This window comes from Martinezella rhizogenes, assembly GCF_027460065.1.
In the GTDB taxonomy this organism is placed as follows: Bacteria; Pseudomonadota; Alphaproteobacteria; order Rhizobiales; family Rhizobiaceae; genus Agrobacterium; species Agrobacterium rhizogenes_C.
The window spans coordinates 48000-74304 of sequence record NZ_JAPYZZ010000011.1 but is presented as its reverse complement, the minus strand read 5'-3'; the positions used below and the strand labels follow the sequence as shown (position 1 = coordinate 74304).

The following is a 26305-nucleotide window of genomic DNA, read 5'->3' as shown; positions in this document are numbered from 1 at the left end:
TGGTCGGGGGGCAAAAGACCGAACGGCGAGACGGATATCCGTGTTGCTACTGACCAGAAGAGGTAGGCTCCCGAAGGGAGCCGCAGGAACTTAGAAAAAGAGGGAAAGGACCATCAGATGAAAATGCTGACCCGCAGTTTGCTAATCGCTTCTGCACTTGCGATGACTTCCGCCGTGCCTGCCATGGCGAAGACATTCGTTTATTGCTCCGAAGCATCCCCGGAAGGCTTCGATCCGTCGCCTTACACCGCAGGCGGCACCTTCGATGCCTCCGCGCATCCGGTCTATAACCGTCTGACCGAGTTCAAGAAGGGCACGACCGAAGTAGAGCCCGGCCTTGCGGAAAAATGGGACGTTTCCAAGGATGGTCTCGAATATACTTTCCACCTGCGCAAGGGCGTGAAGTGGCACTCCAACGAGAAGTTCACACCAAGCCGCGACTTCAACGCCGATGACGTGATCTTCAGCTACAACCGCCAGGGTGACGCGAAGAACCCATGGAACCAGTATATCGCAGGCATCACCTACGAATATTACAACTCCATGGAAATGCCGTCGCTGATCAAGGAAATCGTCAAGGTTGACGATTACACCGTCAAGTTCGTGCTGACGCGTCCGGAAGCACCGTTCCTCGCCAACATCGCCATGCCTTTCGCTTCGATCGTGTCGAAGGAATATGCCGATACGCTTGAGAAGGCCGGCACCAAGGAAGACTTTAACAACCTGCCGATCGGCACCGGTCCGTTCAAGTTCGTCGCCTATCAGAAGGACGCGGTCATCCGCTACCAGAAGAACGCCGACTACTGGGGTGAAGCACCGAAGATCGACGACCTGATCTTCGCGATCACGCCTGATGCCGCCGTTCGTCTTCAGAAGCTGAAGGCCGGCGAATGCCACCTGATGCCTTACCCGGCTCCGGCTGACCTTGCTGCCATCCGCGCCGACAAGACCCTCAAGCTCGACGAGCAGCCGGGTCTTAACGTCGCCTATTTCGCCTACAACACCACCGTTGCACCTTTCGACAAGCCGGAAGTGCGCAAGGCGTTGAACATGGCGATGAACAAGCAGGCGATCATCGACGCCGTGTTCCAGGGCGCTGGCCAGGTTGCCAAGAACCCGATCCCGCCGACCATGTGGTCCTATAACGACAGCATCAAGGACGATGCTTACGATCCGGACGCTGCCAAGAAGGCTCTTGAAGCCGCCGGTGTCAAGGATTTGTCGATGAAGATTTGGGCAATGCCGGTGCAGCGTCCCTACATGCCGAATGCGCGCCGTACGGCCGAACTGATCCAGTCGGATTTCGCGAAGGTTGGCGTCAAGGCTGAGATCGTTTCCTTCGAATGGGGCGAATATCTCAAGAAGTCCACGGAAGTGAACCGCGACGGTGCCGTCATCCTCGGCTGGACCGGTGATAACGGTGACCCGGACAACTTCCTCAGCGTTCTCCTGTCCTGCGCCGCAACCGGTGAAGGCGGTGCAAACCGTGCACAGTGGTGCAACAAGGAGTTCTCGGACCTCTTGGCCAAGGCAAAGCAGACCACCGACGTTGCCGAGCGCACCAAGCTCTACGAGCAGGCGCAGGTAATCTTCAAGGAACAGGCTCCGTGGGCGACGCTTGCGCACTCCACCCAGTTCGTTCCGATGTCCGCCAAGGTTTCCGGCTTCACCATGAGCCCGCTTGGCGACTTCACCTTCGAAAACGTCGATATCGCTGAGTAATCCCAAACAACTGGACGCGCGGAAGAACCCTGTTCTTCCGCGCGTCTTTTCAGGAAAAAACCATGATCCGGTTCATTTTCGGCAAACTTCTCTATCTGGTTCCGACATTCCTCGGGATCACCATCGTTGCCTTCGCCTTCGTGCGCGTTCTGCCGGGAGATCCCGTGCTGCTGATGGCAGGTGAGCGCGGCATTTCGCCCGAGCGGCATGCACAACTTGCCGAACAGCTCGGCTTCGCCCAGCCCATCTGGCAGCAATATCTTCATTTTCTCGGACGGCTGCTTCAGGGCGACCTCGGCAATTCGCTGGTCACCAAGAAACCCGTTCTGACCGAGTTCCTGGCGCTCTTCCCCGCGACGGTTGAGCTTGGCCTTGTCGCCATCATCATTGCAACCGTGATCGGCGTGCCGGTCGGCGTCATCGCCGCCATTCGTCGCGGCTCCTGGTTAGACCAGATCGCCATGACGACCGCGCTGGTTGGCTTTTCAATGCCGATCTTCTGGTGGGGCCTACAGCTCATCGTACTTTTTTCCGGTGTTCTGCAGTGGACGCCTGTTACCGGACGGATCGCGATACAGTATTTCTTCCCCTCGGTCACCGGTTTGATGCTGATCGACAGTTTGATTTCCGGGCAGAAGGGTGCGTTTACCTCTGCCTTGTCGCATCTCATCCTACCCTCGGTGGTGCTTGCCACCATTCCATTGGCTGTCATTGCGCGCCAGACACGCTCGGCCATGCTGGAGGTTCTGGGTGAGGACTATGTGCGCACGGCCCGCGCCAAGGGCATGTCGCCTTTGCGCGTCGTTGGCATCCATGCGCTGCGCAATGCTATGATCCCTGTTATCACCACCATCGGTCTGCAAACGGGTGTTTTGATGGCGGGCGCTATTCTGACCGAAACCATCTTTTCCTGGCCGGGCATCGGCAAGTGGATGATCGATTCCATAATGCGCCGCGACTATCCATCGGTTCAGAGCGGTCTGCTCCTGATCACAGGTCTGGTGGTTATCATCAACCTGCTAGTCGATCTGACCTATGGCCTCATCAATCCAAGGATCCGTCACAAATGACCGACGCGACCGTCACCTCTGGCGTCCGCCTTTCGGACGCCGCCATCCGCCGCCGGATGTTCGCTGATTTCTGGTTTTATTTCCGTCAGAACCGCGGCGCTGTCATCGGCCTTGCCGTGTTCATTCTTCTCGTGTTGGTCGCGGTCTTTGCGCCGCTGATCGCACCGCATGATCCGACGCAGCAATATCGCGATGCGCTGCTCGTGCCGCCGGTCTGGCAGGACGGCGGCCGGGCCGGTTTCTTCTTCGGTACGGATGCTGTGGGTCGAGACATATTGTCACGACTGATCTATGGCGCGCAATATTCGCTATTCATTGGCATTGTCGTGGTCTCTATCGCCCTTGTCGGCGGTATCGTTATCGGTCTCGTCGCCGGTTTTTTCGGCGGCTGGGTCGATACCGTCATCATGCGCGTCATGGACGTCGTTCTTGCTGTTCCGTCATTGCTTCTGGCGCTGGTGCTGGTTGCAATCCTCGGGCCTGGCCTCACCAATGCCATGATCGCCATCGCCATCGTCTATCAGCCGCACTTTGCGCGTCTCACACGCGCCGCGGTCATGAGCGAGTTGCGACGCGAATATGTCTCCGCCGCGCGCGTCGCAGGGGCGAGTAATCTCCGGCTGATGTTCAAGACGATTTTGCCGAACTGCCTCGCACCCCTCATCGTGCAGGCGACGCTGTCCTTTTCGTCGGCGGTTCTCGATGCGGCCGCTCTCGGCTTCCTCGGCATGGGGGCTCAGCCGCCTGCCTCCGAATGGGGCACGATGCTCGCGGACGCGCGTGAATTCATGCTGCGCGCCTGGTGGGTGGTCACTCTTCCCGGCCTGACGATCCTGATCTCGGTGCTCGCTATTAATCTTGTGGGCGACGGCCTGCGTGATGCGCTCGATCCCAAATTGAAGCGGAGCTGAGACATGAGCCTGCTGAAAATCAAGAACCTCACCGTCAAATTCGCCACCGCCACCGGTGCCTTCACGGCTGTTGACGGCATCGACGTTTCCGTCGACAAGCATGAGGTGCTGGCCATCGTCGGTGAGTCCGGTTCCGGCAAGTCGGTATCGATGCTCGCCGTCATGGGGCTTCTGCCCGATACGGCGACGATTACCGCCGATGAGATGACCTTCGACGGCAAGAGCCTTTTGAACATGTCGTCGCAGGAGCGCCGCAGGGTGATCGGCCGGGAGATCACCATGATCTTCCAGGAGCCAGTCGCCTCGCTCAACCCGTCCTTTACGGTCGGGTTCCAGATCGAGGAAGTTCTACGCCTCAATCTCGGCATGAGCGGTGCCGCCGCGCGTGCCCGCGCTCTGGAACTGTTCCGGGCTGTCGGGATTCCCGAGCCGGAAACCAAGCTCAAGGCCTACCCGCACCAGATGTCGGGCGGCCAGTGCCAGCGCGTGATGATCGCGATTGCTATTGCCTCCAAGCCGCGGCTTTTGATCGCCGACGAGCCGACGACCGCGCTCGACGTGACGATCCAGAAGCAGATCCTCGATCTGCTGATGAAGCTACAGGAAGAATATGGCATGGCGCTCATCCTCATCACCCATGACATGGGTGTGGTGGCGGAAACCGCCGACCGCGTCGTCGTGCAATATAAGGGCCGCAAGATGGAGGAGGCGGATGTCTTGAGCCTCTTCGAAGCCCCGCAGCATCCCTATACCAAGGCGTTGCTTTCGGCCCTGCCGGAAAATGCCACCGGCGACCGTTTGCCCACGGTTTCCGATTTCTTCGGCAAGGAGGGCGTTCGATGAGTATCGTTGTCGAAGGCAAGGGTATCACCCGCCATTATCACGTTCCCGGCGGCCTGTTTGGCGGCGCGAAGACGGTTCAGGCCCTGAAGGGCATCGATTTTGCCGTCGAGCGTGGCAAGACGCTGGCCATCGTCGGCGAATCCGGTTCAGGCAAGTCGACGCTTGCCCGTATCATCGCGCTGATCGACCCGGCATCGGGCGGCGAGCTCAAGATCGAAGGCAAGCCGGTCGATATCGCCAGGCGTCGCCCGGACACGCAGATGCGCTCCAAGGTGCAGATGGTGTTCCAGAACCCCTATGGCAGCCTCAACCCGCGCCAGAAGGTGGGCGACGTGCTGATGGAACCGCTCGTCATCAACACGAAGATACCGGCTGGCGAGCGCCGCGAGCGGGCTGAGGCCATGCTGGTCAAAGTCGGACTTGGCCCAGAGCATTTCAACCGTTATCCGCACATGTTCTCGGGTGGCCAACGCCAGCGCATCGCCATTGCGCGTGCGCTGATGCTGAACCCGGCGCTGCTGGTTCTGGATGAGCCGGTCTCGGCACTCGATCTTTCGGTGCAGGCGCAGGTCTTGAACCTGCTCCGCGATCTGCAGGAAGAGTTCGAGCTGACCTATGTTTTTGTCAGCCACGATCTTTCCGTGGTGCGCTATATCGCCGACGACGTGCTGGTCATCTCCAAGGGCGAGGCCGTGGAGCAGGGCTCGCGCGAGGAACTTTTCGCCGATCCGAAGCATCCCTATACGCGTCAGCTTTTTGCCGCGACACCGATCACGGATGTCGACGCCATCCGCGCCCGCGTGGAGCGCCGCAAGGCGGCACGGCAGGCCGCGACGGCCTGAGATCGATGGGTCGAACGATAAAGAGTGGAAAGGGCCGGATTTCCGGCCCTTTCTTTTTCTGCTCAGCCCCCGGCCTCTTTCAGCAGACGCACTTGCCGTAACGTGTTCTGCCGGCTGCGCTCCAGATGCCGCCATAGTGCATCGACGATCTGGACCTTGCTGCCGGCGGCGATGGCGTCGGCGATATTCTGGTGTTCTTCGACGGAGCGGGCGTAATCGCCGAGGATCGACACGAACACTGTGTGGGTCTGGTCGAGAATACGCTCATGCGTACCGGAAATGACCGGAATGCGAGCGGCGGAAACGAGCGCGGCGTGGAAGCTGCGATCGAAAAAAAGCGCTTTCGACAATTCATCGAGCGTTGAGCCCTTGGCGAATGCGCGGTGTTGCGCAAGGCTTTCAGCGAGTTGTGCATGCAGGGCGTCGTTTAATTGCCCGGCATCGAAAGCCACTTCCACCGCACCTTTTTCGAGCAGCATTCTGGCGGCGTAAAGCTCCTCCACATCCTCCACGGTAAAATCACGCACCACCATGCCGCGCCTTGAGGAATTGACCACCAGCCCATCGGCCTCGAGCTTCAGGCAGGCTTCCTTGACGGGCGTCGGGCTGATGCCGAGATCGGCGGCAAGGTCATTGGGCAGCAGGCGTTCGCCGCCGCGCAATCTGCCGCTGACGATACGGGCGCGGAGTTCCCGATGCGCCTGATCGGCGAGTGTGACTTTGATCAGCGTGTTCATGAGGACATCATCACCCAGCTTCGCGGGACAGGCAATGGCTGAATATTAAAAATAAAAAATTTTTTATTTTACAAAGATCGTTTTTCCGTTAGCTCTATCTCCATTGGATACCAACCGCCGGAGGAGGGCGGGAGGTCGCTTCCCCAATACCGTCGCCGCGTCCGTGGATCGCGGTTCTGTTTCTCCTCGCAGGCCGTTCAAGCAACGAGGAATGACCGATCATGAAAATAGCTGCTGTCGAACCCTTCATCCTGCATCTGCCGCTGACATCGGAGTCGATTTCCGATTCCACCCACAGCATCACTCATTGGGGCGTTGTCGGTGCGAAGATCACGACGAGCGACGGGATCGAGGGTTATGGTTTCACTGGCACCCACGCGCATCTGCCGTCCGACAGGCTGATCACATCCTGCATCAGTGATTGTTATGCGCCTCTGCTGTTGGGCGAGGATGCATCCGACCATTCAAGGCTGTGGACGAAACTTGCCCGTTATCCATCGCTGCAATGGGTCGGCCGGGCGGGCATCACCCATCTGGCGTTGGCCGCAGTCGATGTAGCGCTCTGGGATATCAAGGCGAAGAAGGCCGGCGTGCCGCTCTGGCAATATCTCGGTGGCGCCCGCACGGCAGGGGTGGAGGCTTATAATACCGATATTGGCTGGCTGTCCTTCACGCTGGAAGACTTGCTGGCGGGCAGCGCCAGGGCGGTGGAGGAAGACGGTTTCACGCGGCTGAAGATCAAGGTCGGACATGACGATCCGAACATCGATATTGCCCGGCTTGCCGCCGTTCGCAAACGTGTCGGTTCCGCTGTTCGTATTGCCATTGATGGCAATGGCAAGTGGGACCTGCCGACATGCCAGCGTTTCTGCGCGGCGGCGAAAGATCTGGATATCTACTGGTTTGAGGAACCGCTCTGGTATGACGATGTCACCAGCCATGCGCGGCTGGCGCGCAATACCTCCATTCCGATTGCGCTTGGTGAGCAGCTTTATACGGTGGATGCGTTCCGTTCCTTCATCGATGCCGGCGCGGTTGCCTATGTGCAGCCTGACGTGACGCGGCTTGGCGGCATCACCGAATATATCCAGGTTGCTGACCTCGCTCTTGCACACCGCTTGCCTGTTGTGCCGCATGCTGGCGAGATGAGCCAGGTGCATGTGCATCTGAGCTACTGGCACCCGGCATCGACCATTCTCGAATACATTCCGTGGATCAAGGACCATTTCGAAGAGCCGATCCATGTGCGTGATGGGGTTTACAAACGGCCCGAGCAGCCGGGGGCGAGCACCACGCCGCTGGCTGCAAGCTTCGCCCGTTATGGCAAGGCGGTGAAATAAAAAAGGCGGCGCAGGGAATGCGCCGCCTTGCTCATTTTCGGGAACAGCCGTTATCGCCAGCCGAGAGCCGGTGCCACCTGCTTCAGGATAGTCTCGATCACATGGGCGTTGTAATCGACGCCCAGCTGGTTCGGCACGGTCAGAAGCAACGTATCGGCTTCGGCGATGGCTTCGTCGGCCTTCAGCTGTTCGATCAGCTTTTCTGGCTCGGCGGCATAGCTGCGCCCGAAGATCGCCCGCGTCTTGTCGTCGATATAGCCGATCTTGTCGTCGCCTTCGTTGCCGTAACCGAAATAAGACCTGTCGCGATCATTAACGAGCGCGAAGATGCTGCGGCTGACCGATACACGCGGCTCACGCGTATGACCGGCTTCCTTCCAGGCTTCCCTGAAGGTGCGGATCTGCTGCGCCTGCTGGACATGGAAAGGCTCACCCGTTTCGTCCGTCTTCAGGGTGGAGCTTTGCAGGTTCATGCCAAGCTTTGCCGCCCATACCGCCGTCGCATTGGAACTCGAGCCCCACCAGATGCGCTCCCGCAGCCCCTCGGAATGCGGCTCCAGGCGCAGAAGACCGGGCGGGTTGGGGAACATCGGCCGCGGGTTCGGCTCAGCGAAACCTTCGCCCTTCAGAAGTTCGAGGAAGACCTCGGTATGCTGCCGTGCCATGTCTTCTTCGCTCTCACCTTCGGCCGGGCGATAACCGAAATAACGCCAACCATCGATCACCTGCTCCGGCGAACCGCGGCTGATGCCGAGCTGCAGGCGCCCACCGGCGATGAGGTCTGCCGAGCCGGCATCCTCCACCATGTAGAACGGATTTTCATAACGCATGTCGATGACACCGGTGCCGATTTCGATGTTTTTCGTGCGGGCGCCGACGGCGGCCAGAAGCGGAAAGGGCGAGGCCAGCTGGCGGGCAAAATGATGCACGCGGAAATAGGCGCCATCGGCCCCCAGTTCTTCCGCAGCCACGGCGAGGTCGATCGATTGCAGCAGCGTGTCGGCCGCCGAGCGGGTCTGGGACTGGGGCGAGGGCGTCCAGTGGCCGAAGGATAAAAATCCGATCTTTTTCATAATGACCTTCCAGATTTTGGAGGATGTCGGCTATTGCAGCGACATCGTTGTTGTCACTCATATAAGCAACGGCCCGCATCCTCCAACCTGCCAGGCATAGACAGGGTGTTGCCGAAATGTGAACGATCGGTATTTCAGACCATCATTCCGCGCTTGAGAATGAAGAGATTTTCATGCGCACGCGCGGTGGTGAGAATGAAATCCATCAGCGAGCGCACACGCGGCACGTTGGCAAAATCTTGATGGCTGGTCAGCCAGTAACCGCGCCGCAGCTCGACATCGCCTGGTAGCACCATCTGCAAATCCGGAAAGCGCGCGGCGATGAAGTTCGGCAGGATGCAGAGGCCACGGCCACTCAGCGTGGCGGTCAGCTGCGCGAAAATGCTTGACGACTGGAAGTTGGGTCTGAGACCCGGCAGCACGTCGCGCATATAATCGAGACCCGGCGAGAAGATCAGGTCCTGCACGTAACCGATGAAGAAATGATCGAGCAAATCCTCGCGCCGGGTGATTTTCGGATGGCCGGCAAGATAAGAACGCGAGGCGTAGATATGCAGCGTGTAGTCGATGATCTGTTCGTTGATATAGGGACCGGCTTTCGGCGGATCGAGCGTTACCGCCACATCTGCCTCTTTCCGCGACAGTGCCATGATCTGCTGGATCGTCACCATCTCCAACATGATGTGAGGATGAGTGATTGCGAAGTCTTTAAGCCTTTCCACGAAGAAAAAATTGGAAAAACCTTCAGGGGCGCTCAAGCGCACCACGCCGCGCAGCAGGCTACCGCTTTCGGAAATATCCGATTGCAGCCGTTCAGCCTCCGCCTCGATGCGCTCGACGGTATCCACCAGCCGCCGCCCGACCGTCGTCAGCTCGTAACCGCGTGGGTTTCGCTCGAACAGCTTGGTTTTAAGGGAAAATTCCAGCCGGTCTATGTGGCGGGAGACCGTGGCGTGGCTGGTGCGCAGGCTGCGGGCGGCCGATGAGAGCTGTCCGGTGCGGGCCACAGCCAGGAAATATTGCAGGTCGTCCCAGGTGAAAGGGGTCGCCATATTTGTCTCCCATCAAGAGTTCTGTTCAAAAATGAACAGTTCCTGTTCGCAATTTGATGATGCCCGGCTCTTGTGTCAACGGTCGAATTCGAGAAGTCTAGGCTCAGGATGCATCGCTTTGAGGAGGGCGGTGCGGCCATTCGGGTGCAACGGTTTCGTTCACCGCTGCCAGACAATCTGAGGCTCGCAATCATCTCTGGGAGGAGAAGTCATGCGCAAGAGTATCGTTTTATCCACGGCCATGGCACTGGCCGCCGGCACCGCCGCTTATGCCGCCGAGATTTCGGACGGCAAGGTCAAGATCGGTATCCTGAACGACCAGTCCGGCGTTTACGCCAACTTTGGCGGTAAGTACTCTTACGAGGCCGCGAAGATGGCGGTTGAGGATTTCGGCGGCAAGGTGCTCAATGCGCCGGTTGAGGTCGTGACCGCCGACCACCAGAACAAGGCGGACGTGGCCTCCAACATTGCCCGGCAATGGTACGACACCGAACAGGTGGATTCGATCATGGAGCTGACATCGTCGTCAGTGGGCCTGGCCGTGCAGGCGCTCTCCAAGGACAAGAAGAAGATCACCGTCAACACCGGTGCGGCAACCACCGAACTGACCGGCAAGCAGTGCAGCCCCTATGGTTTCCACTGGGCTTATGACACCTATTCACTGGCGGTTGGCACCGGCGGCGCGCTCGTCAAGCAGGGCGGCGACAGCTGGTTCTTCCTGACTGCGGACTACGCTTTCGGTTATTCGCTGGAAGAAAACACCAGCAATTTCGTCAAGGCCAATGGCGGCAAGGTTCTGGGCTCCGTGCGCCATCCGCTGGCGACGACGGATTATTCCTCCTTCCTGCTGCAGGCGCAGTCATCAGGCGCGAAGGTCATCGGTCTTGCCAATGCCGGCCTCGACACCTCCAACGCCATCAAACAGGCGGCTGAATTCGGCATCGTTGCCGGCGGCCAGCGGCTTGCCGCTCTTCTCTTCACGCTCGCCGAAGTCCATGGCCTCGGTCTTGAGGCGGCGCAAGGGCTGACGCTGACGGAAGGTTTTTATTGGGACCGCGACGATGAATCGCGCAAATTCGGCGAGCGTTTCAAGGAACGCACCGGCGCCATGCCGAACATGGTGCATGCCGGCACCTATTCCGCCGTGCTGCACTACCTGAAGGCCATCGAGAAGGCCGGCACTGACGATGCCGATGCTGTCGCCAAGGCCATGAAGGAAATGCCCGTCAACGACGTCTTCTCCAAGGACGGCCATGTGGCCGCCAATGGCCGCATGATCCACGACATGTATCTCATGGAAGTGAAAAAGCCTGACGAGAGCAAGCAGCCGTGGGATTATTACAAGGTGCTCGCCACCATCCCCGGCAAGGAAGCCTTCATGGACCCCGCAAAAAGCGGTTGCCCGCTGGTGACGCAATAAAAGACTGACACAATAAAGGGGAAAGTTCCATGACGATCGCTCCCGCCCCCGCCGGGCAGGCCGAACCTCGCGTCGTTCTTTCGGCGCGTGGTCTCAGCAAAACCTTCGGCGCATTCGCAGCCGTGAAAAACGTCGATCTCGACGTCCACCATGCCCGCGTTCATGCGCTGATCGGCCCAAACGGCGCCGGCAAGACTACGGTCTTTAATCTGTTGACCAAGTTTCTCCAGCCGACGGGCGGGGCGATCACCTTCATGGGAACGGATATAACAAGAACGCCACCGGACAAGGTGGCGCGTCTCGGCCTCGTCAGGTCTTTCCAGATATCGGCGGTGTTTCCGCATCTGACGGTTCTGGAAAATGTGCGGGTTGCGTTGCAGCGGCCGAATGGCCTTGCAACGCAGTTCTGGCTGCCACTCTCCTCGCTCGACAGGCTGAATGCCCGCGCCGAGGAGCTGATCGCAACGGTCGGCCTGGTCAGGGAAAAACATGCGCTTGCGGCCGATCTTTCTTATGGCCGCAAGCGGGTTCTCGAAATCGCCACCACGCTGGCGCTCGATCCCAAGGTTCTGCTGCTGGACGAGCCGATGGCCGGCATGGGTGGGGAAGATGTCTCCCACGTCGCCGAACTTATCCGCGAGGTGGCAAAGACACGTGCGGTGCTGATGGTCGAACACAATCTGAAAGTCGTTGCCGATATCTGCCACCACGTCACGGTGCTGCAGCGCGGTGAAATTCTGGCGGAGGGTGATTATGCCGCCGTTTCCGCCGATCCGCGTGTGCGCACGGCCTATATGGGCACGGAGGAGGCTTGATATGGCGGCAATGCTCGAAGTCTCCAACCTGAAATCCTGGTATGGCGAAAGCCAGGCCCTGCACGGCGTCGATCTGACGGTCGGTGAAGGCGAAACCATCACCATTCTCGGCCGCAACGGCGTGGGTAAAACCACGACGCTGCGCACCATCATGGGCATCATCCGCAACCGCAAGGGCGTCATCAAGCTCGGCGGCAAGGATATGATGCCGGTGCCGCTGCATCGCACGGCAAAATACGGCATCGGTTTCGTGCCGGAAGAACGCGGCATCTTCGCGACGCTGAGTGTCGAGGAAAACCTGAAGCTGCCGCCCGTCGTCGCATCCGGCGGCATGACGCTCGATGAAATCTATGAACTGTTTCCCAATCTCCATGAGCGCCGGATGAGCCCCGGCACCAAGCTTTCCGGTGGCGAGCAGCAGATGCTCGCCATGGCGCGCATCCTGCGCACCGGGGTGAAGGTGCTGCTGCTCGATGAGCCGACGGAGGGGCTTGCACCCGTCATCGTCCAACGCATCGGTGAAGTGCTGCAAAAGCTGAAGAGCCGCGGCATGACGGTGGTTCTAGTCGAGCAGAACTTTCGTTTTGCCAGCCGTATCGCTGATCGCTTCTACCTGATGGATCACGGCCAGATGGTCAGCAATTTTCCGGTGGGCGAGCTTTCCGGCCGCATGGGCGAACTCAATAAAGTGCTGGGGGTTTAACGATGACGATGATCTTCGGCATTCCAATTCAGGCCCTGCTCGGGCAATTGCTGATCGGCCTTATCAACGGCTCGTTTTATGCCCTGCTGTCGCTCGGCCTGGCCGTCATTTTCGGCCTGCTGCGCGTCATCAATTTTGCGCATGGGGCGCAATATATGCTCGGCGCTTTCGTCGCCTTTCTCGGCCTGCAATATTTCGGCATCAATTTCTGGGCAGCGCTGGTGGTGACACCGCTCGTTGTTGCGCTTTTCGGTGCGATCATCGAACGCTTCCTGCTGTCGCGGCTTTATGATCTTGATCCGCTTTACGGGCTGCTTTTCACCTTCGGCCTAGCGCTTGTGGTGGAAGGCACGTTCCGCTGGCTTTACGGCGCTGCTGGCCAGCCCTATTCGGTGCCGCGTGAGCTTGCCGGCGGCACCAATCTCGGCTTCATGTTCCTGCCGAATTATCGCGCCTTCGTTGTCGTCATTTCGCTGGTTGCCTGCCTTGCAACCTGGGCGTTGATTGAAAAAACCCGGCTTGGTTCCTATCTGCGGGCGGCGACGGAAAACCCGACGCTGGTGCAGGCTTTCGGCATCAACGTGCCGGTGCTCCTGACGCTGACCTACGCATTGGGTGCCGGCCTTGCAGGCTTCACCGGCGTGCTGGCGGCGCCCATCTATCAGGTCTCGCCGCTGATGGGCACCAACCTCATCATCGTCGTCTTCGCCGTGGTCGTCGTCGGCGGCATGGGGTCGATCATGGGGGCCATCGTCACCGGTTACATGCTCGGCATCGCCGAAGGGCTGACCAAGGTGTTTTACCCGGAGGCCTCCAACATCGTCATCTTCGTCATCATGGCCTTTGTGCTGCTCATCCGCCCCGCCGGACTTTTCGGAAAGGACGCCTGATATGTCCAAAGCCACCCATACCACCGCCGGTACGATGCCGCAGACGGAAGTTTCGACGACTGCCGGCACCATCAAGACCGTGCTCATTCTGGCGGGGCTTGCCGTGCTCATCGCCGCGCCGATGTTCGTTTACCCGATCTTTCTGATGAAGCTTCTGTGCTTTGCGCTGTTTGCCTGCGCCTTTAATCTGCTGATCGGTTACACGGGACTGCTGTCCTTCGGCCATGCGGCGTTTTTCGGCGGTGCGGCCTATTTCACGGCCTATTCGGTGAAGGAATGGGGCGTGACGCCGGAGATCGGTCTTGTGATCGGCATGGCGGGTGCCGCCCTTCTCGGCCTCGTCATCGGCTTTTTCGCCATCCGTCGTCAGGGCATCTATTTCGCCATGATCACGCTGGCGCTATCGCAGATGTTTTATTTCTTCTGCCTTCAGGTGCCGTTTACCCATGGTGAGGACGGGTTGCAGGGCGTGCCGCGCGGCCATCTCTTCGGCCTTCTCGATCTCAACGCGCCACTCAACATCTATTACACGGTGCTGGCGGCCTTTGTGCTTGCGCTTCTGCTCATCTGGCGTTTCGTCAACTCGCCCTTCGGCATGATCCTGAAATCCATTCGTGAAAACGAGCAGCGCGCCATTTCGCTCGGCTACAGCGTGCAGCGCTACAAGCTCGGTGCTTTCGTCATGTCGGCGGCGCTTGCCGGTCTTGCGGGCGGCCTGAAGGCGCTGGTCTTCCAGTTCGCCACGCTGACCGATGTGACCTGGCAGATGTCCGGTGAGGTCATTCTGATGACGCTGCTCGGCGGCATCGGCACCATGATCGGCCCGATTTTTGGCGCGGGCCTGGTGGTCACCTTGCAGAACTATCTCGCGACATCGGATTTCCCGGTCACCATCATTACCGGCCTTGTGTTCATGGCCTGCGTTCTGGTGTTCCGGCGCGGTTTGATCGGTGAATTTTACGCGTCGCGGCTCGGGAGAAAACTCGGCTTCCAGCACCGCGGCTAGATATTTTTTCAAACACTGGAAAGGCCTCCCCCGCGTCCGGGACGACGCGGCAAGGGCGGCGTATGGAGAAGAGCATGGGCGAATATGACTATATCGTCATCGGAGCGGGGAGTGCCGGATGCGTTCTCGCCAACCGCCTTTCGAAAGACCCGAACAACCGCGTGCTGCTTCTGGAAGCGGGAGGCAACGACAATTACCATTGGATCCATATTCCGGTCGGTTATCTCTATTGCATCAACAATCCGCGCACCGACTGGTGTTTCAAGACGGCGGAAGAGCCGGGGCTGAACGGCCGCGCGCTGATCTATCCGCGCGGCAAGGTGCTTGGCGGCTGCTCCTCCATCAACGGCATGATTTATATGCGCGGCCAGGCACGGGACTATGACGTCTGGCGTCAGCTCGGCTGCGAGGGCTGGGGATGGAACGACATCCTGCCCTATTTCCTGAAGTCGGAGGATTTTTATCGCGGCAAGAGCGATCTGCATTCCGCCGGCGGCGAATGGCGGGTGGAAAAAGCCCGGGTGCGCTGGGATGTGCTGGATGCCTTCCAGAAGGCGGCCGGCGAAGCCGGTATTCCCGCGACTGACGACTTCAACCGGGGCGACAATGAGGGTGCGGGTTATTTCGATGTGAATCAGCGCTCTGGCTGGCGCTGGAACACGGCGAAAGCCTTCCTGAAACCGGCGCTTGGCCGCAAGAACCTGACGGTTCTCACCAAGGCTCACGTCAAGCGGCTTGTCATCGAAGAAGGTCGGGTTACGGGTGTCGAGTTCCACCATGACGGCGTTCTGAAAAAGATGCGGGCGCGGCGCGAGACGGTGCTTTCCGCCGGGGCAATCGGCTCGCCGCATGTTCTGGAGCTTTCCGGTATCGGCCGTGGCGATGTGCTTCAGGCCGCCGGTATCGACACCGTGGCCGAGGTTCAGGGCGTGGGAGAAAACCTGCAGGACCATCTGCAACTGCGCATGGTCTATAAGGTTTCCGGTGTTCTGACGCTGAATGAAAGGGCCTCCACCCTGTTCGGCAAGGCGCGGATCGGGCTGGAATATGCGCTGACCCGCTCCGGGCCGATGTCGATGGCGCCGAGCCAGCTCGGCGTCTTCACCCGTTCTTCGCCTGAAAAGGAAACCGCCGATCTGGAATATCATGTCCAGCCGGTTTCACTCGACAAGTTCGGTGATCCGGTTCACACTTTTCCGGCCATTACCGCAAGTGTCTGCAATCTGCGGCCGGAAAGCCGCGGTTCCGTGCATGTGAAAGGACCGGATTTCGCCATGCAGCCGGAAATCCGCCCGAACTATCTTTCCACGGAAGGCGACCGCCAGGTGGCCATCGATTCCATGCGGCTGACGCGCCGCATCGTCGCCCAGCCGGCCTTTGCCCGGTTCAAGCCACAGGAATACCGGCCCGGCCCTTCCTTTGAAAACGATAATGATCTCGCCAAGGCGGCGGGCGATATCGGCACCACCATTTTTCATCCCGTTGGCACGTTACGCATGGGGTCGGATGTCGAAAGCGTTGTCGATAACAGGCTGAAATTCCGCAGGCTTGCGGGGCTGCGCGTCGCGGATGCCTCCATCATGCCGCGGATCACATCCGGAAATACCAATTCGCCAACGATCATGATTGCCGAAAAGGCTGCCGACATGATCCTTGCGGATAATCGTTGAGAGGAACGCTCCCATGAAGACCGTCGCTTTTATCGGACTTGGGCATATGGGCCTGCCGATGGCCGCCAATCTCGTCAAGGCGGGTTATACCGTGAAGGGTTTCGACCTTTCCGAAACCTGCCGTGCGGCGGCGAGGGAAGCCGGCGTTCCCATTGCTGCGGGTTCCGCCGAGGCGACGGCAGCGGCTGATGTGATCATCACCATGCTGCCGAAGGGCGAGCACGTGGTTTCGGTCTATGGTGATCTGGTACAGAAAGTCTCCGCCGGGACGCTCCTTATCGATTGCTCGACGGTGGATATGGAAAGCGCGCTGAAGGCGCATGAATTGGCCGCTTCTGCCGGTTGCCCCTCCGTCGATGCGCCTGTCTCCGGCGGCACGGGTGGGGCTTCCGCCGGCACATTGACCTTCATGTGCGGCGGCGAGGCCGATGCCTTTTCGGCGGCAAAGCCGGTGCTGGAGGCAATGGGCAAAAAGATCGTCCATTGCGGCAAGGGTGGCAATGGCCAGGCGGCGAAGATCTGCAACAACATGATCCTCGGCATTTCCATGATCGCGGTCTCGGAAGCCTTCGTGCTTGGCGAAAAACTCGGCCTTTCGCATCAGGCGCTGTTCGATGTCGCCTCCACCTCTTCGGGGCAGTGCTGGTCGCTCACCACCTATTGCCCGGTGCCGGGGCCGGTGCCGACATCGCCCGCCAACAAGGATTACCAGCCCGGATTTGCGGCGGCCCTGATGCTCAAGGATCTGAAGCTCTCGCAAGAGGCCGCCAATGGAGCCGGGGCCTCCACCCCCCTTGGTGCAGCGGCATCGGCGCTTTACGAGAACTTCGTCGGCGAGGGCGGCGGCGGGCGCGATTTTTCCGCCATCGTCGAGATGCTGCGCGGGAGCGAAGCATGACGGACGCCGCGCCTTCCGATATTTTGTGGGTGCCGACGAGGGAAAGGCTCGAGCGCTCGGCGCTTTTTTCCTTCGCAGAGAAAACGGCAAAACCGCACGGGGTGGCCGCCGATGATTATGCCGGCCTGCTGCGCTGGTCCATTGATGCACCGGACGCCTTTTACGATGCGCTGTGGGATGAACTCGGGATTATCGGTACGCGCGGCGAAACAGCGTTCAAGGCTGGCGCGACGATGCGTGAGGCCGAATTTTATCCGGGTGCGCGGCTCAACTATGCCGAAAACCTGCTGCGCGATGCCGACGAGCGGCTGGCGATCATCGCCCATCGGGATGACGGAACGCGGCGCGAAATAAGCCGAAGAGACCTTTACGACGATGTTTCCCGTCTGGTGCAGGCGCTCGCCCATGCGGGCGTGAGTGAAGGCGATCGCGTCGGAGCGATCGTTACCCATGATATCGAGGCGATCGTCAGCTATCTCGCAGTCAGCGCCATCGGCGCGATCTGGTCGTCCTGCTCGCCGGATTTCGGCCCGGCCGGCGCTTCAGATCGTCTGTCGCAGATCGACCCGAAAATCCTCATCGCCGTGCCGGAATATGGCTATGCCGGCAAACGCATCGATGTTGGCCCGACCATCCGTGCCGTAGCGGAAAGTGCGAGGCCCGAAAAGATCGTGCTGATCGGTGATGCGGTTCCTTCCGGCCTTGCCGATCTCGGCTGCGTGACGCTCTCGGATTTCGTCGCGCCATATAAGGCGGGGGAGATTTCCTTCAACCGTCTGCCGATCAAGGCGCCGCTGGCGATCCTTTATTCCTCCGGCACGACAGGCAAGCCGAAATGCATCACCCATTCCGGCGGCGGGCTGCTTCTTCAGCACATGAAGGAGCAGAAGCTGCAATGCGATATCCAAGAAGGGGAGCGCTTCTTCTATTTCACCACCTGCGGCTGGATGATGTGGAACTGGCAGGTCTCCGGTCTGGCGCTGGGCGCAACGCTCGTCACCTATGACGGCAATCCCGGTTATCCCAAGCCTGCGCGGCTGATCGACCTCATCGACGCGGAGCGGATCGCCACCTTCGGCACCTCGGCCAAGTTCATCGATGCCTGCCTGAAGGCCGGACTGAAACCGCGTGAAAGCCACGACCTGTCCTCGCTGAGAACGATCCTTTCCACCGGCTCGCCGCTCATCCCGCAATCCTTCGATTATATCTATCGCGACTGGAAGGCGGATGTGCATCTCGCCTCCATTTCCGGCGGCACGGACATCTGCGCCTGTTTCCTTGGCGGCAATCCGCTGCAGCCGGTTCATCGCGGTGAATTGCAGGGCGCGATGCTCGGCATGGATATCGATACGCTTGACGATGAAGGCCGTTCCGTTCGCGGCGTTGCCGGTGAGCTGGTCTGCCGCAATGCTCATCTCTCCATGCCGGTCAAATTCTGGGGCGATGAGGATGGTTCGCGGTATCAGGCCGCCTATTTCGACCGTTTCCCCGGCATCTGGGCGCATGGCGATTTCGCCGAACTGCGCCCATCCGGCGGATATGTCATCCATGGCCGTTCGGACACGACGCTTAATCCCGGCGGGGTCCGCATCGGTACGGCCGAAATCTACCGGCAGGTGGAAACCGTGCCTGAAGTCGAGGAAGCCATTGCCGTCGGGCAGGATATAGACGGCGACCAGCGGGTCATCCTCTTCCTGCGCATGAAGGGTGGTGCGGCCTTGACGGAAGAGCTGGAAAAGACCATCCGCAGCCGCATTCGCTCGGGCGCCACGCCTCGTCATGTGCCGGCAAGGATCATTGCCGTCAGCGCCATTCCCCGCACCCGTTCCGGCAAGATTTCCGAAATCGCGGTGCGCGACACCATTCATGGCCGGCCGGTGAAGAATGTCGATGCGCTCGCCAACCCGGAATCGCTCGAGCTTTTTCGCAACCTGCCGCAGCTGAAGGACTAGGCCGATGGAGGACCAACCGAAAACCGTGCTCGTCACCGGTTCCACCAGCGGCATCGGGCTCGCCATCGCCAAACGTTTTGCCGAGGCGGGCTATCTGGTCGCGGTGCATGGCATAGAGACGACGGAAGAGGCGACGCAGGCCCTGGAGATGGTTGCGAAGGTGGCACGGCACAGGCCGGTCTATTTTTCGGCCAACCTCGCAAACTACGACGAAAGCGCCCATCTGCCGGAAACCGTCATCGCCGAATTCGGCCATATCGATGTGCTGGTCAACAATGCCGGCATCCAGAAGGTCGCGCCAATCGACGAGTTCGATTTCGCCGATTTTTCCCGCATCGTCGCCATTTCGCTCGACAGTGCCTTTCACACCATCCACGCAGCCCTGCCGGGCATGAAGGAAAGGGGCTGGGGCCGCATCGTCAACATCGCGTCTGCGCATGGATTACGCGCCTCGCCCTTCAAGGGGCCTTATGTGGCGACCAAACACGCCGTAGTGGGCCTGACGAAAAGCGTCGCGCTGGAAGTGGCCGAACTCGGCATCACCTGTAACGCCATCTGCCCCGGTTATGTCTGGACGCCGCTTGTGGCTGCGCAGGTCGCGGATCAGGCCCGCGTGCATGGCATGAGCGAGGAGGATGTGGTGAAGAAGGTAATGCTTGCCCCGCAGCCGACAAGACGGTTCGTGCAGCCGGAGGAAGTGGCGGAAATGGCGCTTTATCTTGCAGGCGATATGGCGCGCTCCATCACCGGCACGACGATTTCCATCGATGGCGGATGGACGGCGAAATAATTTTTATGCGGCTGCCCTTTGCGAACCGTCTCGCCGCCTTCCGGCATTGTTAGGCGATTTCAATCCTGTATAGTTTTCGTGGACGGCGAGGTCAGCGCCGTGTTCACGGAAAAGCGGTATTGATGAACACAGGGTCTCTTGAAGCGCCGCTGGCGCGATCGCGCTTCGATACGCGCCATGTGCCGAAGCGCGATGCGATGGGGTTGTGGCGGGATTCGATCAACGTACTGTTCGATGCCCGGCTGCGCAGCTCGCAGGATGACGGTTTCTTCGCCAGCGTCGATGCCGCGTTCATCGGCAATGTCGCGCTCGGCCGCACGCAATCCTCCGCGCAGGATTTCGATCGATCGCGCAACAAGCTTGCCCGCGACGGCATGGATGGTTTTCTCCTGCAATTTTATGCCAGCGGCCAGAGCATGTCACGGCGAGGCGCTGGCGAAACGGCAGGCCCGGGAGACCTCTATATCATCGACATGGCGCAACCGCTCGCCACCGCGACGACCGATCACGATCATCTGAGCCTCGTAGTGCCGCGGCGCCTGCTGGAAGGCAGGCTTATCGGCTCCGGCAATCATCATGAACGTGTCCTGCCGGCCGGTCTGCCGTTGGTATCGCTCCTGCGGGAAACGATGACGAGCATCTACCGCCATTTCGATGTCATGAACGCAAATGACGGCGCCGCCACGGTCTCGCCGCTTCTGGAACTCGCCACGGCTGCTATCAATAATCATATCCGGGAAGACAATGCACAGGGTGTGCAGCGGGCACTGCGCGCCTCCATCAGACGTTATATCGACAATCACCTTCTCGATCCCGCCCTGTCGGTGGACAAGGTGATGGGGGAATTCGGTGTATCCAGGCGCACGGTCTACCGGCTCTTCGAGCCTCTTGGCGGTTTTTCGGCCTGCATCACCCATCGGCGCCTCGAGCGCGCCATGGATTTTCTGCGGGCACCGCAATCGGGCCATATGACGATTGCCGATGTGGCGGCGGCTTACGGTTTCACCAATCCGGAAAATTTCAGCCGCGTTTTCAAAAAGACCTTCGGTCTCTCACCGCGCCAGATGCGGCATTTCGCGTCGGAAAACCGTGATGTCACCTCGGATATTCTGAAGCCTGACAGTGCGGAGTGGACGCGCTGGATCGTACAGCTGGGTCGCTGATACAGATCGGTCGCATTTTAGCTGGCACTTTATGACGGTTCACTGGCACAATTTAACCATTCGTCCCGGTTGCGCTGCAACAGGGGTGCAAATGCGCGTCCAACATGTCAAAATCTGCGGGTTATTTTTCATAGAAATATTGCCTGATGATCATGATGTTGCGAATGCCTGCTTTTCTGGACCTGTTGACCCTCTGGCGCGGATGGCGCCGTGCGGCGAGAAAATACCTTTCCTTTGCCCCTTTCGGCTCCGACTTTCGAAGTGTGGCGCCGCCCTTGCCGTTGGCGGATTGCGGCGGTTCCGCAGATTGTCCGTGGGAAGCGGATGAGGACGAAGCCCGGCCGCCGGTATCCTGGCTCGGCCTCGGGCAAAGCTTCAGCGCGGTGGAGGTGGCGGACTGTGACGGTTCAAAGCGTTCCCGTCTGCCGGTCGAGTGCGGTTAAGATCGTTCTTCTGCCGTCTGGAACAAAACCCTATCCCGGGGGATTAGGTCCCAAAGGGTTACAGGGAGTGAAAGACATGGCCAGGGAAACTACCGAATATCTCGACAGTCGGGATGCGCCGAAAAGCGAGACGGCAACGCGCGCACGGCAGGGATCCCGCGGACGTCCCGTTCTCGTCATCCTGATCGTCAGCGTGTTGCTTGCGCTGGTTGTGTGGGCCGTCGTCGAATATTCGGTTTTCGAACCGGATGAGAACCTGCCGCAGAACCCGCAGACCGAGACTGCACCGGTGCCGCAGCAGCCGTCAGGATCAGGCACCTTCGACAACAATCCGGCCAATGGCCGTGCGGTACCGCCGGCATCTACCGAGACCAATCCTGCGCCGCAGGATTCGACTGGAGCGCCGCGGAATCCATGACCACGGCGTGAAATCCTCATGATGATAATTTGTATGGAACCAGATTGCGCCCGATTCCATTTCACACAAAGTGACAGGAATCGGGGGTTTCATTCATGGCAGTCACCGTCACTGCGGTCATTCTTACGCTGATCGGCCTTGCGCTGTTCGGTTTCGGCTCTCAGCTCGTCATGTTGGGCGGGAGCTTCTATTATCTGCTTTCCGGATTGGCTTTCCTTGCCACTGCGGTTCTGCTGTTCAAGCGCAATCGCGCCGCCCTTCACGTCTATGCTGTTTTTATTGTCGCGACGCTTGCCTGGGCGGTCTGGGAAGTTGGCTTTGACTGGTGGCAGCTTGGACCGCGCGGCGGCGTCATTATTCTCATTGGCCTTTGGCTGCTGGTGCCGTGGGTCAGGAAACCGCTCGGCTTTTCAAGCCCGACCGGTCTGAGTTACGGTCCGAACGCCTGGCCGCTGGTGCTTTCCGTTCTCGCCTCCTTCGCAGTTGCCGGCTATTCCATGGCGCAGGACCCGCATGATCAGGCGGGTTCGCTGCCGCAGGAGATTGCATCTGCGGCACCGGTCTATGGCGGCGATGTGCCTGATGGTGAATGGCATCAATATGGCCGCACGCCCTATGGACAGCGTTATTCGCCGCTGACCCAGGTTAACGTTGACAATGTCTCGCAGCTGAAGGAAGCCTGGCGTTATCAGACGGGGGATGTGAAGCTGCCTGACGATGTCGGCGAGACCACCTATCAGGTGACGCCGCTCAAGATCGGCAACACGCTTTACATCTGCACGCCGCATAATTGGGCGATCGCCATCGATGCCGCCACCGGCAAGGAAAAGTGGAAATACGATCCCAATGTCGGTCTCAATCCTGATCGCCAGCACCAGACGTGCCGCGGCGTTTCCTATTATGCCGAACCGAATGCCGCTGCTGCCACGGCCTGTGCCCAGCGCGTTTACCTGCCGACCTCGGATGCGCGGCTGATCGCGCTCGATGCGGCCACCGGTCAGGTCTGCACCTCCTTTGCCGATCAGGGCGTGCTGCATCTGGAACAGGGCATGAAATACAACCCCGCCGGTTATTATTATTCCACCTCGCCGCCGGTCATCGCGGCGGGCAAGATCATCATCGGCGGCGCGGTGAACGACAATTATTCCACGCAGGAACAGTCGGGCGTCATCCGCGCTTTCGACGTGAACAGCGGGGCTCTCATCTGGAACTGGGATTCCGGCAATCCGCAGAAGACCGAACCGATCGCGGCGGGTGAGACATACACGACCAACTCGCCCAACAGCTGGTCGGTGCTGAGTTATGACGAAGGTCTCGGCCTCGTCTACGTACCGCTCGGCAATCAGGTTCCCGACCAGCTCGGCATGGGCCGCAGCGAGAATGTGGAGAAATATTCCTCCTCGATTGTCGCTCTCGACATCAATACAGGCAAGGACCGCTGGGTGCGCCAGACGGTCCATCATGATCTCTGGGACATGGATGTGCCGGCGCAGCCCGTGCTGCTCGACATCACCAAGGATGGCCAGACTGTTCCGGCCCTCGTCGGTCCTACCAAGCAGGGCGACATCTACGTGCTGGACCGGCGCACCGGCGAGCCGCTTTTGCCGATCACGGAAGAACCGGCACCAGGCGGCGCGATCCCAGAGGACTTCAGCTCACCGACGCAGCCGACGACGGCACTGTCTTTCAAGCCGGAACCGCTGCAGGAAAAGAACATGTGGGGCGTCTCCATGTTCGACCAGCTCGCCTGCCGCATCCGTTTCCATCAGCTGAATTACAAGGGCCGCTATACGCCGCCTTCGCTCAACGGCTCGATCATCTATCCCGGAAATTTCGGCACCTTCAACTGGGGCAGCGTGGCCGTCGATCCTGAGCGTCAGGTGATGTTCGGTATGCCGACCTATCTCGCTTTCACCTCGCAGCTCGTACCGCGCGCCGATATTCCGCCGAAGGGACAGGATGAAAAGGGCAGCGAACAGGGTCTTAACCGCAATGATGGTGCACCCTATGGCGTCTTCATGGGACCATTCCTCGGTCCGCTCAAAATCCCCTGCCAGGCGCCGCCATGGGGTTATGTCGCGGGTGCCGATCTGCGGACCGGCGATATCGCCTACAAGCACAAGAACGGCACGGTCTATGACATGACGCCGCTGCCGCTACCCTTCAAGGTGGGTGTGCCGGGCATCGGCGGACCGATGATCACCAAGGGCGGCGTCGCCTTCCTCGGTGCTGCCGTCGACAACTATCTGCGCGCCTATGATCTCACCACGGGCAAGCAGCTCTGGGAAGCGCGTCTGCCGGCCGGCGGTCAGGCAACGCCCATGACCTACTCGCTCGAAAACGGAAAGCAATATGTGGTGATGGTTGCAGGCGGTCACGGTTCGGTTGGAACCAAGCCTGGCGACTACGTCATCGCTTATACGCTGCCGTAGAGGCTAAGGGCTTTCAGGCATAAAAAAAACCGGAATGGGTTGACCATTCCGGTTTTTGTTTTGGCTATGCACCTTACGCCGCCTTTTTCTCAGCGGCAGCGTTAACGGAGGTCTTGGCGAGTGCCGTCAGCGCCTCGTCGGTCTTGGATTCTTCCTTGAGCGTGGCATCCAGCAGGGAGACCGCCTTTGTGTGTCCCAGCTTTTCCGCCCAGGCTTTCAGCGTTCCATAGCGGGCGATCTCATAGTGCTCGACCGCCTGTGCCGAGGAAACGAGACCGGCATCGAGGGCGGGTGTGCCCTTGAAGTCCTCGATGATCTCTTCCCCTTCGGCGATGATGCCCTGAATGGCTTCGCAGGTCTTGCCCTGTGCCCGTTTGCCAATGATCTCGAACACCTCCTGCAGGCGTTCGACGTGGCCCTGGGTTTCTTCCTTGTGCTTTTCAAAAGCCTGTTTCAACTTCGGATCGGTCGCTGCCCGCGCCATTTTTGGCAGGGCTTTCAGGATCTGCCTTTCGGCGTAATAGATATCCTTCAGCGTGTCGTAAAACAGGTCGTCGAGTTTCTTCTCGGCCATTGTTCCTTCTCCCATGAAGTGAAAGCGTGTGACGTGCGCCCATGCGCACGGGAAACAAACCTTTCGCTGCCGCGATGGTTCCGGCTCCGTTGTGTGCAACCTTTATATTGTCGCGCGGACATCAGCCGAAGCGGAAGAGATCAGCATCGGGGTCCTTGCCGCCATTGACGGCGGCTGCCACGATTTCGGCAGCGATCTGGCTGAACGTGATGCCGTTGCCGCCGAAACCCATCACGGCGTACACGTTTTTCATGCCCGGCACGGCGCCGATCAGCGGCAGGCCGGTCGTGGTGGTGCCGAAGGCTGCCGCCCAGCGATAGTCCGGCTCACCCATATCGATGCCGAGAAGCTTTTCGACCTTGCGACGGATCGCCTGCGCCTTGGCGTCCAGTTTGCGCTCCGACTGGTAGGCGGTGGGGTTTTCCTCATCCTCGCCTCCGGCAATCATCCGCCCCTCGCGGTCGGTGCGCAGGTAGAGATAGGGATCGGACGCCTCCCAGACGATATGGCTCTCCAGCCAGTCGGGCAGATCGAGCCCCTTTTTGCTCGCCAGCGCCCAGGTGGAAATGATCTGGTGTTTCGGGCTCTCAAGCATTTTCAGGAATTCATAGCCGGTGCAAAAGATGACATTGCGCGCGGACAGGATTTTGCCGTCGGCTGTGGCGAGAACCACCTCGTCGCCGAGGTTTCTGAGATCGGTAATCTCGAGTTTCGAGACGATTTCGGCGCCTGCGGCCGCCGTATGGCGCAGCAACCCGGCCGTCAGCTGCGCCGGATTGGCCGAGGCAGAGATGTCGCTGAGAATGGCGGCGGTCCGATCCAGCCCATATTGCTCCCGCAATTCCCCGGTGGAGAGGAAGCGGGCTTCGATGCCGGCCTCTTCGCGCGCAGCCGCTTCGGCTTTCAGTGCGCGCGATCCCATTTCGTCTCCGGCAAGATAAAGCGCCTGTTTGCGTTTCATGCTGCAGGAAATTCCGAGCGAAGAAACGATTTCCTCCAGACGCAGGACGGCGCGGGCGGAGCGTTGCCACGCCCTGTCGGCCGCGTCCCTGCCGATCATCTTTCTGAGTTCCGTCAGCGGCGTGTCGATCTCGTGCTGTATCATCGCCGTGCTGGCCACGCTGCTGCCCATAACAGGTTCGCGCCGGTCGATGATGAGCGTCGTCTGTCCCGGCCTGTGCAGGGCATGGGATACCAGCGCACCGCTGATGCCGGCGCCGACGACGATCGTGTCGTAATGGTTGGCAGCCGGTGTGTGTCTGCTGCGGAGGCCGATGCGTGGGCTATCGGCCCAGATCGGCTTTGAATCTCTGAGATCGCGTTCTTTCGTCAGTTCCGATGTCGGCATGAAAATGTCCTGAAAGGTGTCATTACTCGGTCGCCGGCGACATTGAACGGGGCATCGACAGCGCGAACGACAATGCGGGCACGGCGCCGCGCGCGAGACCTGCCAGGAGTTGCCTGATCCCGTCATCATTCCCATATTTTCGATTGACCGCTGCCGCCATGCCGCCCCCTCATGTGGAAGGATAACGCAATGG

At 59.8% G+C, this 26305-nt stretch carries 24 protein-coding genes; 19 read left to right on the top strand and 5 right to left on the bottom strand.

The window, feature by feature from the left end:
* Window positions 1-117 precede the first annotated feature (117 nt).
* The 5 genes from O8B93_RS17400 to O8B93_RS17380 all read left to right on the top strand — a co-directional run bounded on the left by O8B93_RS17400 (window position 118) and on the right by O8B93_RS17380 (window position 5388).
* Window positions 118-1722 (top strand): ABC transporter substrate-binding protein, encoded by a 1605-nt coding sequence (locus O8B93_RS17400; RefSeq protein ID WP_269711172.1) that lies wholly within the window; start codon window positions 118-120, stop codon window positions 1720-1722.
* Between the two features lie 62 nt (window positions 1723-1784).
* The gene (locus O8B93_RS17395; RefSeq protein ID WP_269711171.1) at window positions 1785-2792 is read left to right on the top strand and encodes an ABC transporter permease subunit; all 1008 of its coding nucleotides are present in this window, start codon (window positions 1785-1787) and stop codon (window positions 2790-2792) included.
* A complete protein-coding gene (locus O8B93_RS17390; RefSeq protein ID WP_269711170.1) occupies window positions 2789-3703 on the top strand; it encodes an ABC transporter permease subunit in 915 nt (304 codons plus the stop codon). The genes O8B93_RS17395 and O8B93_RS17390 overlap by 4 nt, the downstream gene beginning before the upstream one ends.
* A gap of 3 nt (window positions 3704-3706) precedes the next feature.
* Window positions 3707-4546: an ABC transporter ATP-binding protein gene (locus O8B93_RS17385; protein WP_269711169.1), complete on the top strand. Its 840-nt coding sequence runs from the start codon at window positions 3707-3709 to the stop codon at window positions 4544-4546.
* The gene (locus tag O8B93_RS17380) at window positions 4543-5388 is read left to right on the top strand and encodes an ATP-binding cassette domain-containing protein (protein WP_269711168.1); all 846 of its coding nucleotides are present in this window, start codon (window positions 4543-4545) and stop codon (window positions 5386-5388) included. Before O8B93_RS17385 ends, O8B93_RS17380 begins: the two co-directional genes overlap by 4 nt.
* 62 nt (window positions 5389-5450) lie before the next feature.
* On the opposite strand, the gene O8B93_RS17375 is transcribed toward O8B93_RS17380, so the two are convergent.
* Window positions 5451-6125 (bottom strand): GntR family transcriptional regulator, encoded by a 675-nt coding sequence (locus O8B93_RS17375; RefSeq protein ID WP_269711167.1) that lies wholly within the window; start codon window positions 6123-6125, stop codon window positions 5451-5453.
* Window positions 6126-6346: 221 nt separating this feature from the next.
* Between O8B93_RS17375 and O8B93_RS17370 the strand changes: the two genes are divergently transcribed.
* Window positions 6347-7465: a mandelate racemase/muconate lactonizing enzyme family protein gene (locus tag O8B93_RS17370; protein ID WP_269711166.1), complete on the top strand. Its 1119-nt coding sequence runs from the start codon at window positions 6347-6349 to the stop codon at window positions 7463-7465.
* A 50-nt stretch (window positions 7466-7515) separates the two neighbouring features.
* Here O8B93_RS17370 and O8B93_RS17365 read toward each other — a convergent pair whose 3' ends face one another.
* Both O8B93_RS17365 and O8B93_RS17360 read right to left on the bottom strand, forming a co-directional pair.
* Window positions 7516-8538 (bottom strand): LLM class flavin-dependent oxidoreductase, encoded by a 1023-nt coding sequence (locus tag O8B93_RS17365; protein WP_269711165.1) that lies wholly within the window; start codon window positions 8536-8538, stop codon window positions 7516-7518.
* A 134-nt stretch (window positions 8539-8672) separates the two neighbouring features.
* Window positions 8673-9590 carry a LysR family transcriptional regulator gene (locus O8B93_RS17360; RefSeq protein ID WP_269711164.1) on the bottom strand — a complete coding sequence of 306 codons (918 nt, stop codon included), beginning with the start codon at window positions 9588-9590 and terminating at the stop codon, window positions 8673-8675.
* A gap of 211 nt (window positions 9591-9801) precedes the next feature.
* Here O8B93_RS17360 and O8B93_RS17355 point away from each other — a divergent pair, with 211 nt between their 5' ends.
* The 13 genes from O8B93_RS17355 (at window position 9802) to O8B93_RS17295 (ending at window position 24190) form a co-directional block, all read left to right on the top strand.
* Entirely contained in the window at window positions 9802-11010 is a 1209-nt protein-coding gene (locus O8B93_RS17355) for an ABC transporter substrate-binding protein (protein ID WP_269711163.1), read from the top strand.
* A gap of 29 nt (window positions 11011-11039) precedes the next feature.
* The gene (locus O8B93_RS17350; protein WP_269711162.1) at window positions 11040-11825 is read left to right on the top strand and encodes an ABC transporter ATP-binding protein; all 786 of its coding nucleotides are present in this window, start codon (window positions 11040-11042) and stop codon (window positions 11823-11825) included.
* 1 nt (window position 11826) lies between these two features.
* Window positions 11827-12528, top strand: coding sequence for an ABC transporter ATP-binding protein (locus O8B93_RS17345; protein ID WP_142842431.1), 702 nt, complete (start codon window positions 11827-11829; stop codon window positions 12526-12528).
* 2 nt (window positions 12529-12530) lie between these two features.
* Window positions 12531-13418, top strand: a complete 888-nt coding sequence (locus tag O8B93_RS17340; protein ID WP_269711161.1) for a branched-chain amino acid ABC transporter permease — start codon at window positions 12531-12533, stop codon at window positions 13416-13418.
* A gap of 1 nt (window position 13419) precedes the next feature.
* Window positions 13420-14424, top strand: coding sequence for a branched-chain amino acid ABC transporter permease (locus tag O8B93_RS17335; protein ID WP_269711160.1), 1005 nt, complete (start codon window positions 13420-13422; stop codon window positions 14422-14424).
* Between the two features lie 74 nt (window positions 14425-14498).
* Entirely contained in the window at window positions 14499-16094 is a 1596-nt protein-coding gene (locus O8B93_RS17330; protein WP_269711159.1) for a GMC family oxidoreductase, read from the top strand.
* A 13-nt stretch (window positions 16095-16107) separates the two neighbouring features.
* Window positions 16108-16992, top strand: coding sequence for a 3-hydroxyisobutyrate dehydrogenase (gene mmsB, locus O8B93_RS17325; protein ID WP_269711158.1), 885 nt, complete (start codon window positions 16108-16110; stop codon window positions 16990-16992).
* Window positions 16989-18944, top strand: a complete 1956-nt coding sequence (locus tag O8B93_RS17320) for an acetoacetate--CoA ligase (RefSeq protein ID WP_269711157.1) — start codon at window positions 16989-16991, stop codon at window positions 18942-18944. The genes mmsB and O8B93_RS17320 overlap by 4 nt, the downstream gene beginning before the upstream one ends.
* 4 nt (window positions 18945-18948) lie before the next feature.
* Window positions 18949-19734: a 3-hydroxybutyrate dehydrogenase gene (locus O8B93_RS17315; protein WP_269711156.1), complete on the top strand. Its 786-nt coding sequence runs from the start codon at window positions 18949-18951 to the stop codon at window positions 19732-19734.
* Between the two features lie 119 nt (window positions 19735-19853).
* Window positions 19854-20897 (top strand): helix-turn-helix domain-containing protein, encoded by a 1044-nt coding sequence (locus tag O8B93_RS17310; protein WP_309568508.1) that lies wholly within the window; start codon window positions 19854-19856, stop codon window positions 20895-20897.
* Window positions 20898-21043: 146 nt separating this feature from the next.
* Window positions 21044-21340, top strand: coding sequence for a hypothetical protein (locus O8B93_RS17305; RefSeq protein ID WP_269711154.1), 297 nt, complete (start codon window positions 21044-21046; stop codon window positions 21338-21340).
* 76 nt (window positions 21341-21416) lie between these two features.
* Window positions 21417-21758, top strand: coding sequence for a flagellar basal body-associated FliL family protein (locus tag O8B93_RS17300; protein ID WP_269711153.1), 342 nt, complete (start codon window positions 21417-21419; stop codon window positions 21756-21758).
* Between the two features lie 95 nt (window positions 21759-21853).
* The gene (locus O8B93_RS17295) at window positions 21854-24190 is read left to right on the top strand and encodes a glucose/quinate/shikimate family membrane-bound PQQ-dependent dehydrogenase (protein ID WP_269711152.1); all 2337 of its coding nucleotides are present in this window, start codon (window positions 21854-21856) and stop codon (window positions 24188-24190) included.
* A 73-nt stretch (window positions 24191-24263) separates the two neighbouring features.
* On the opposite strand, the gene O8B93_RS17290 is transcribed toward O8B93_RS17295, so the two are convergent.
* Both O8B93_RS17290 and O8B93_RS17285 read right to left on the bottom strand, forming a co-directional pair.
* On the bottom strand, window positions 24264-24764 hold the full coding sequence (locus O8B93_RS17290) for a YciE/YciF ferroxidase family protein (protein ID WP_269711151.1): 501 nt from the start codon (window positions 24762-24764) through the stop codon (window positions 24264-24266).
* Between the two features lie 121 nt (window positions 24765-24885).
* A complete protein-coding gene (locus tag O8B93_RS17285) occupies window positions 24886-26112 on the bottom strand; it encodes an NAD(P)/FAD-dependent oxidoreductase (RefSeq protein ID WP_269711150.1) in 1227 nt (408 codons plus the stop codon).
* Window positions 26113-26305 lie beyond the last annotated feature (193 nt).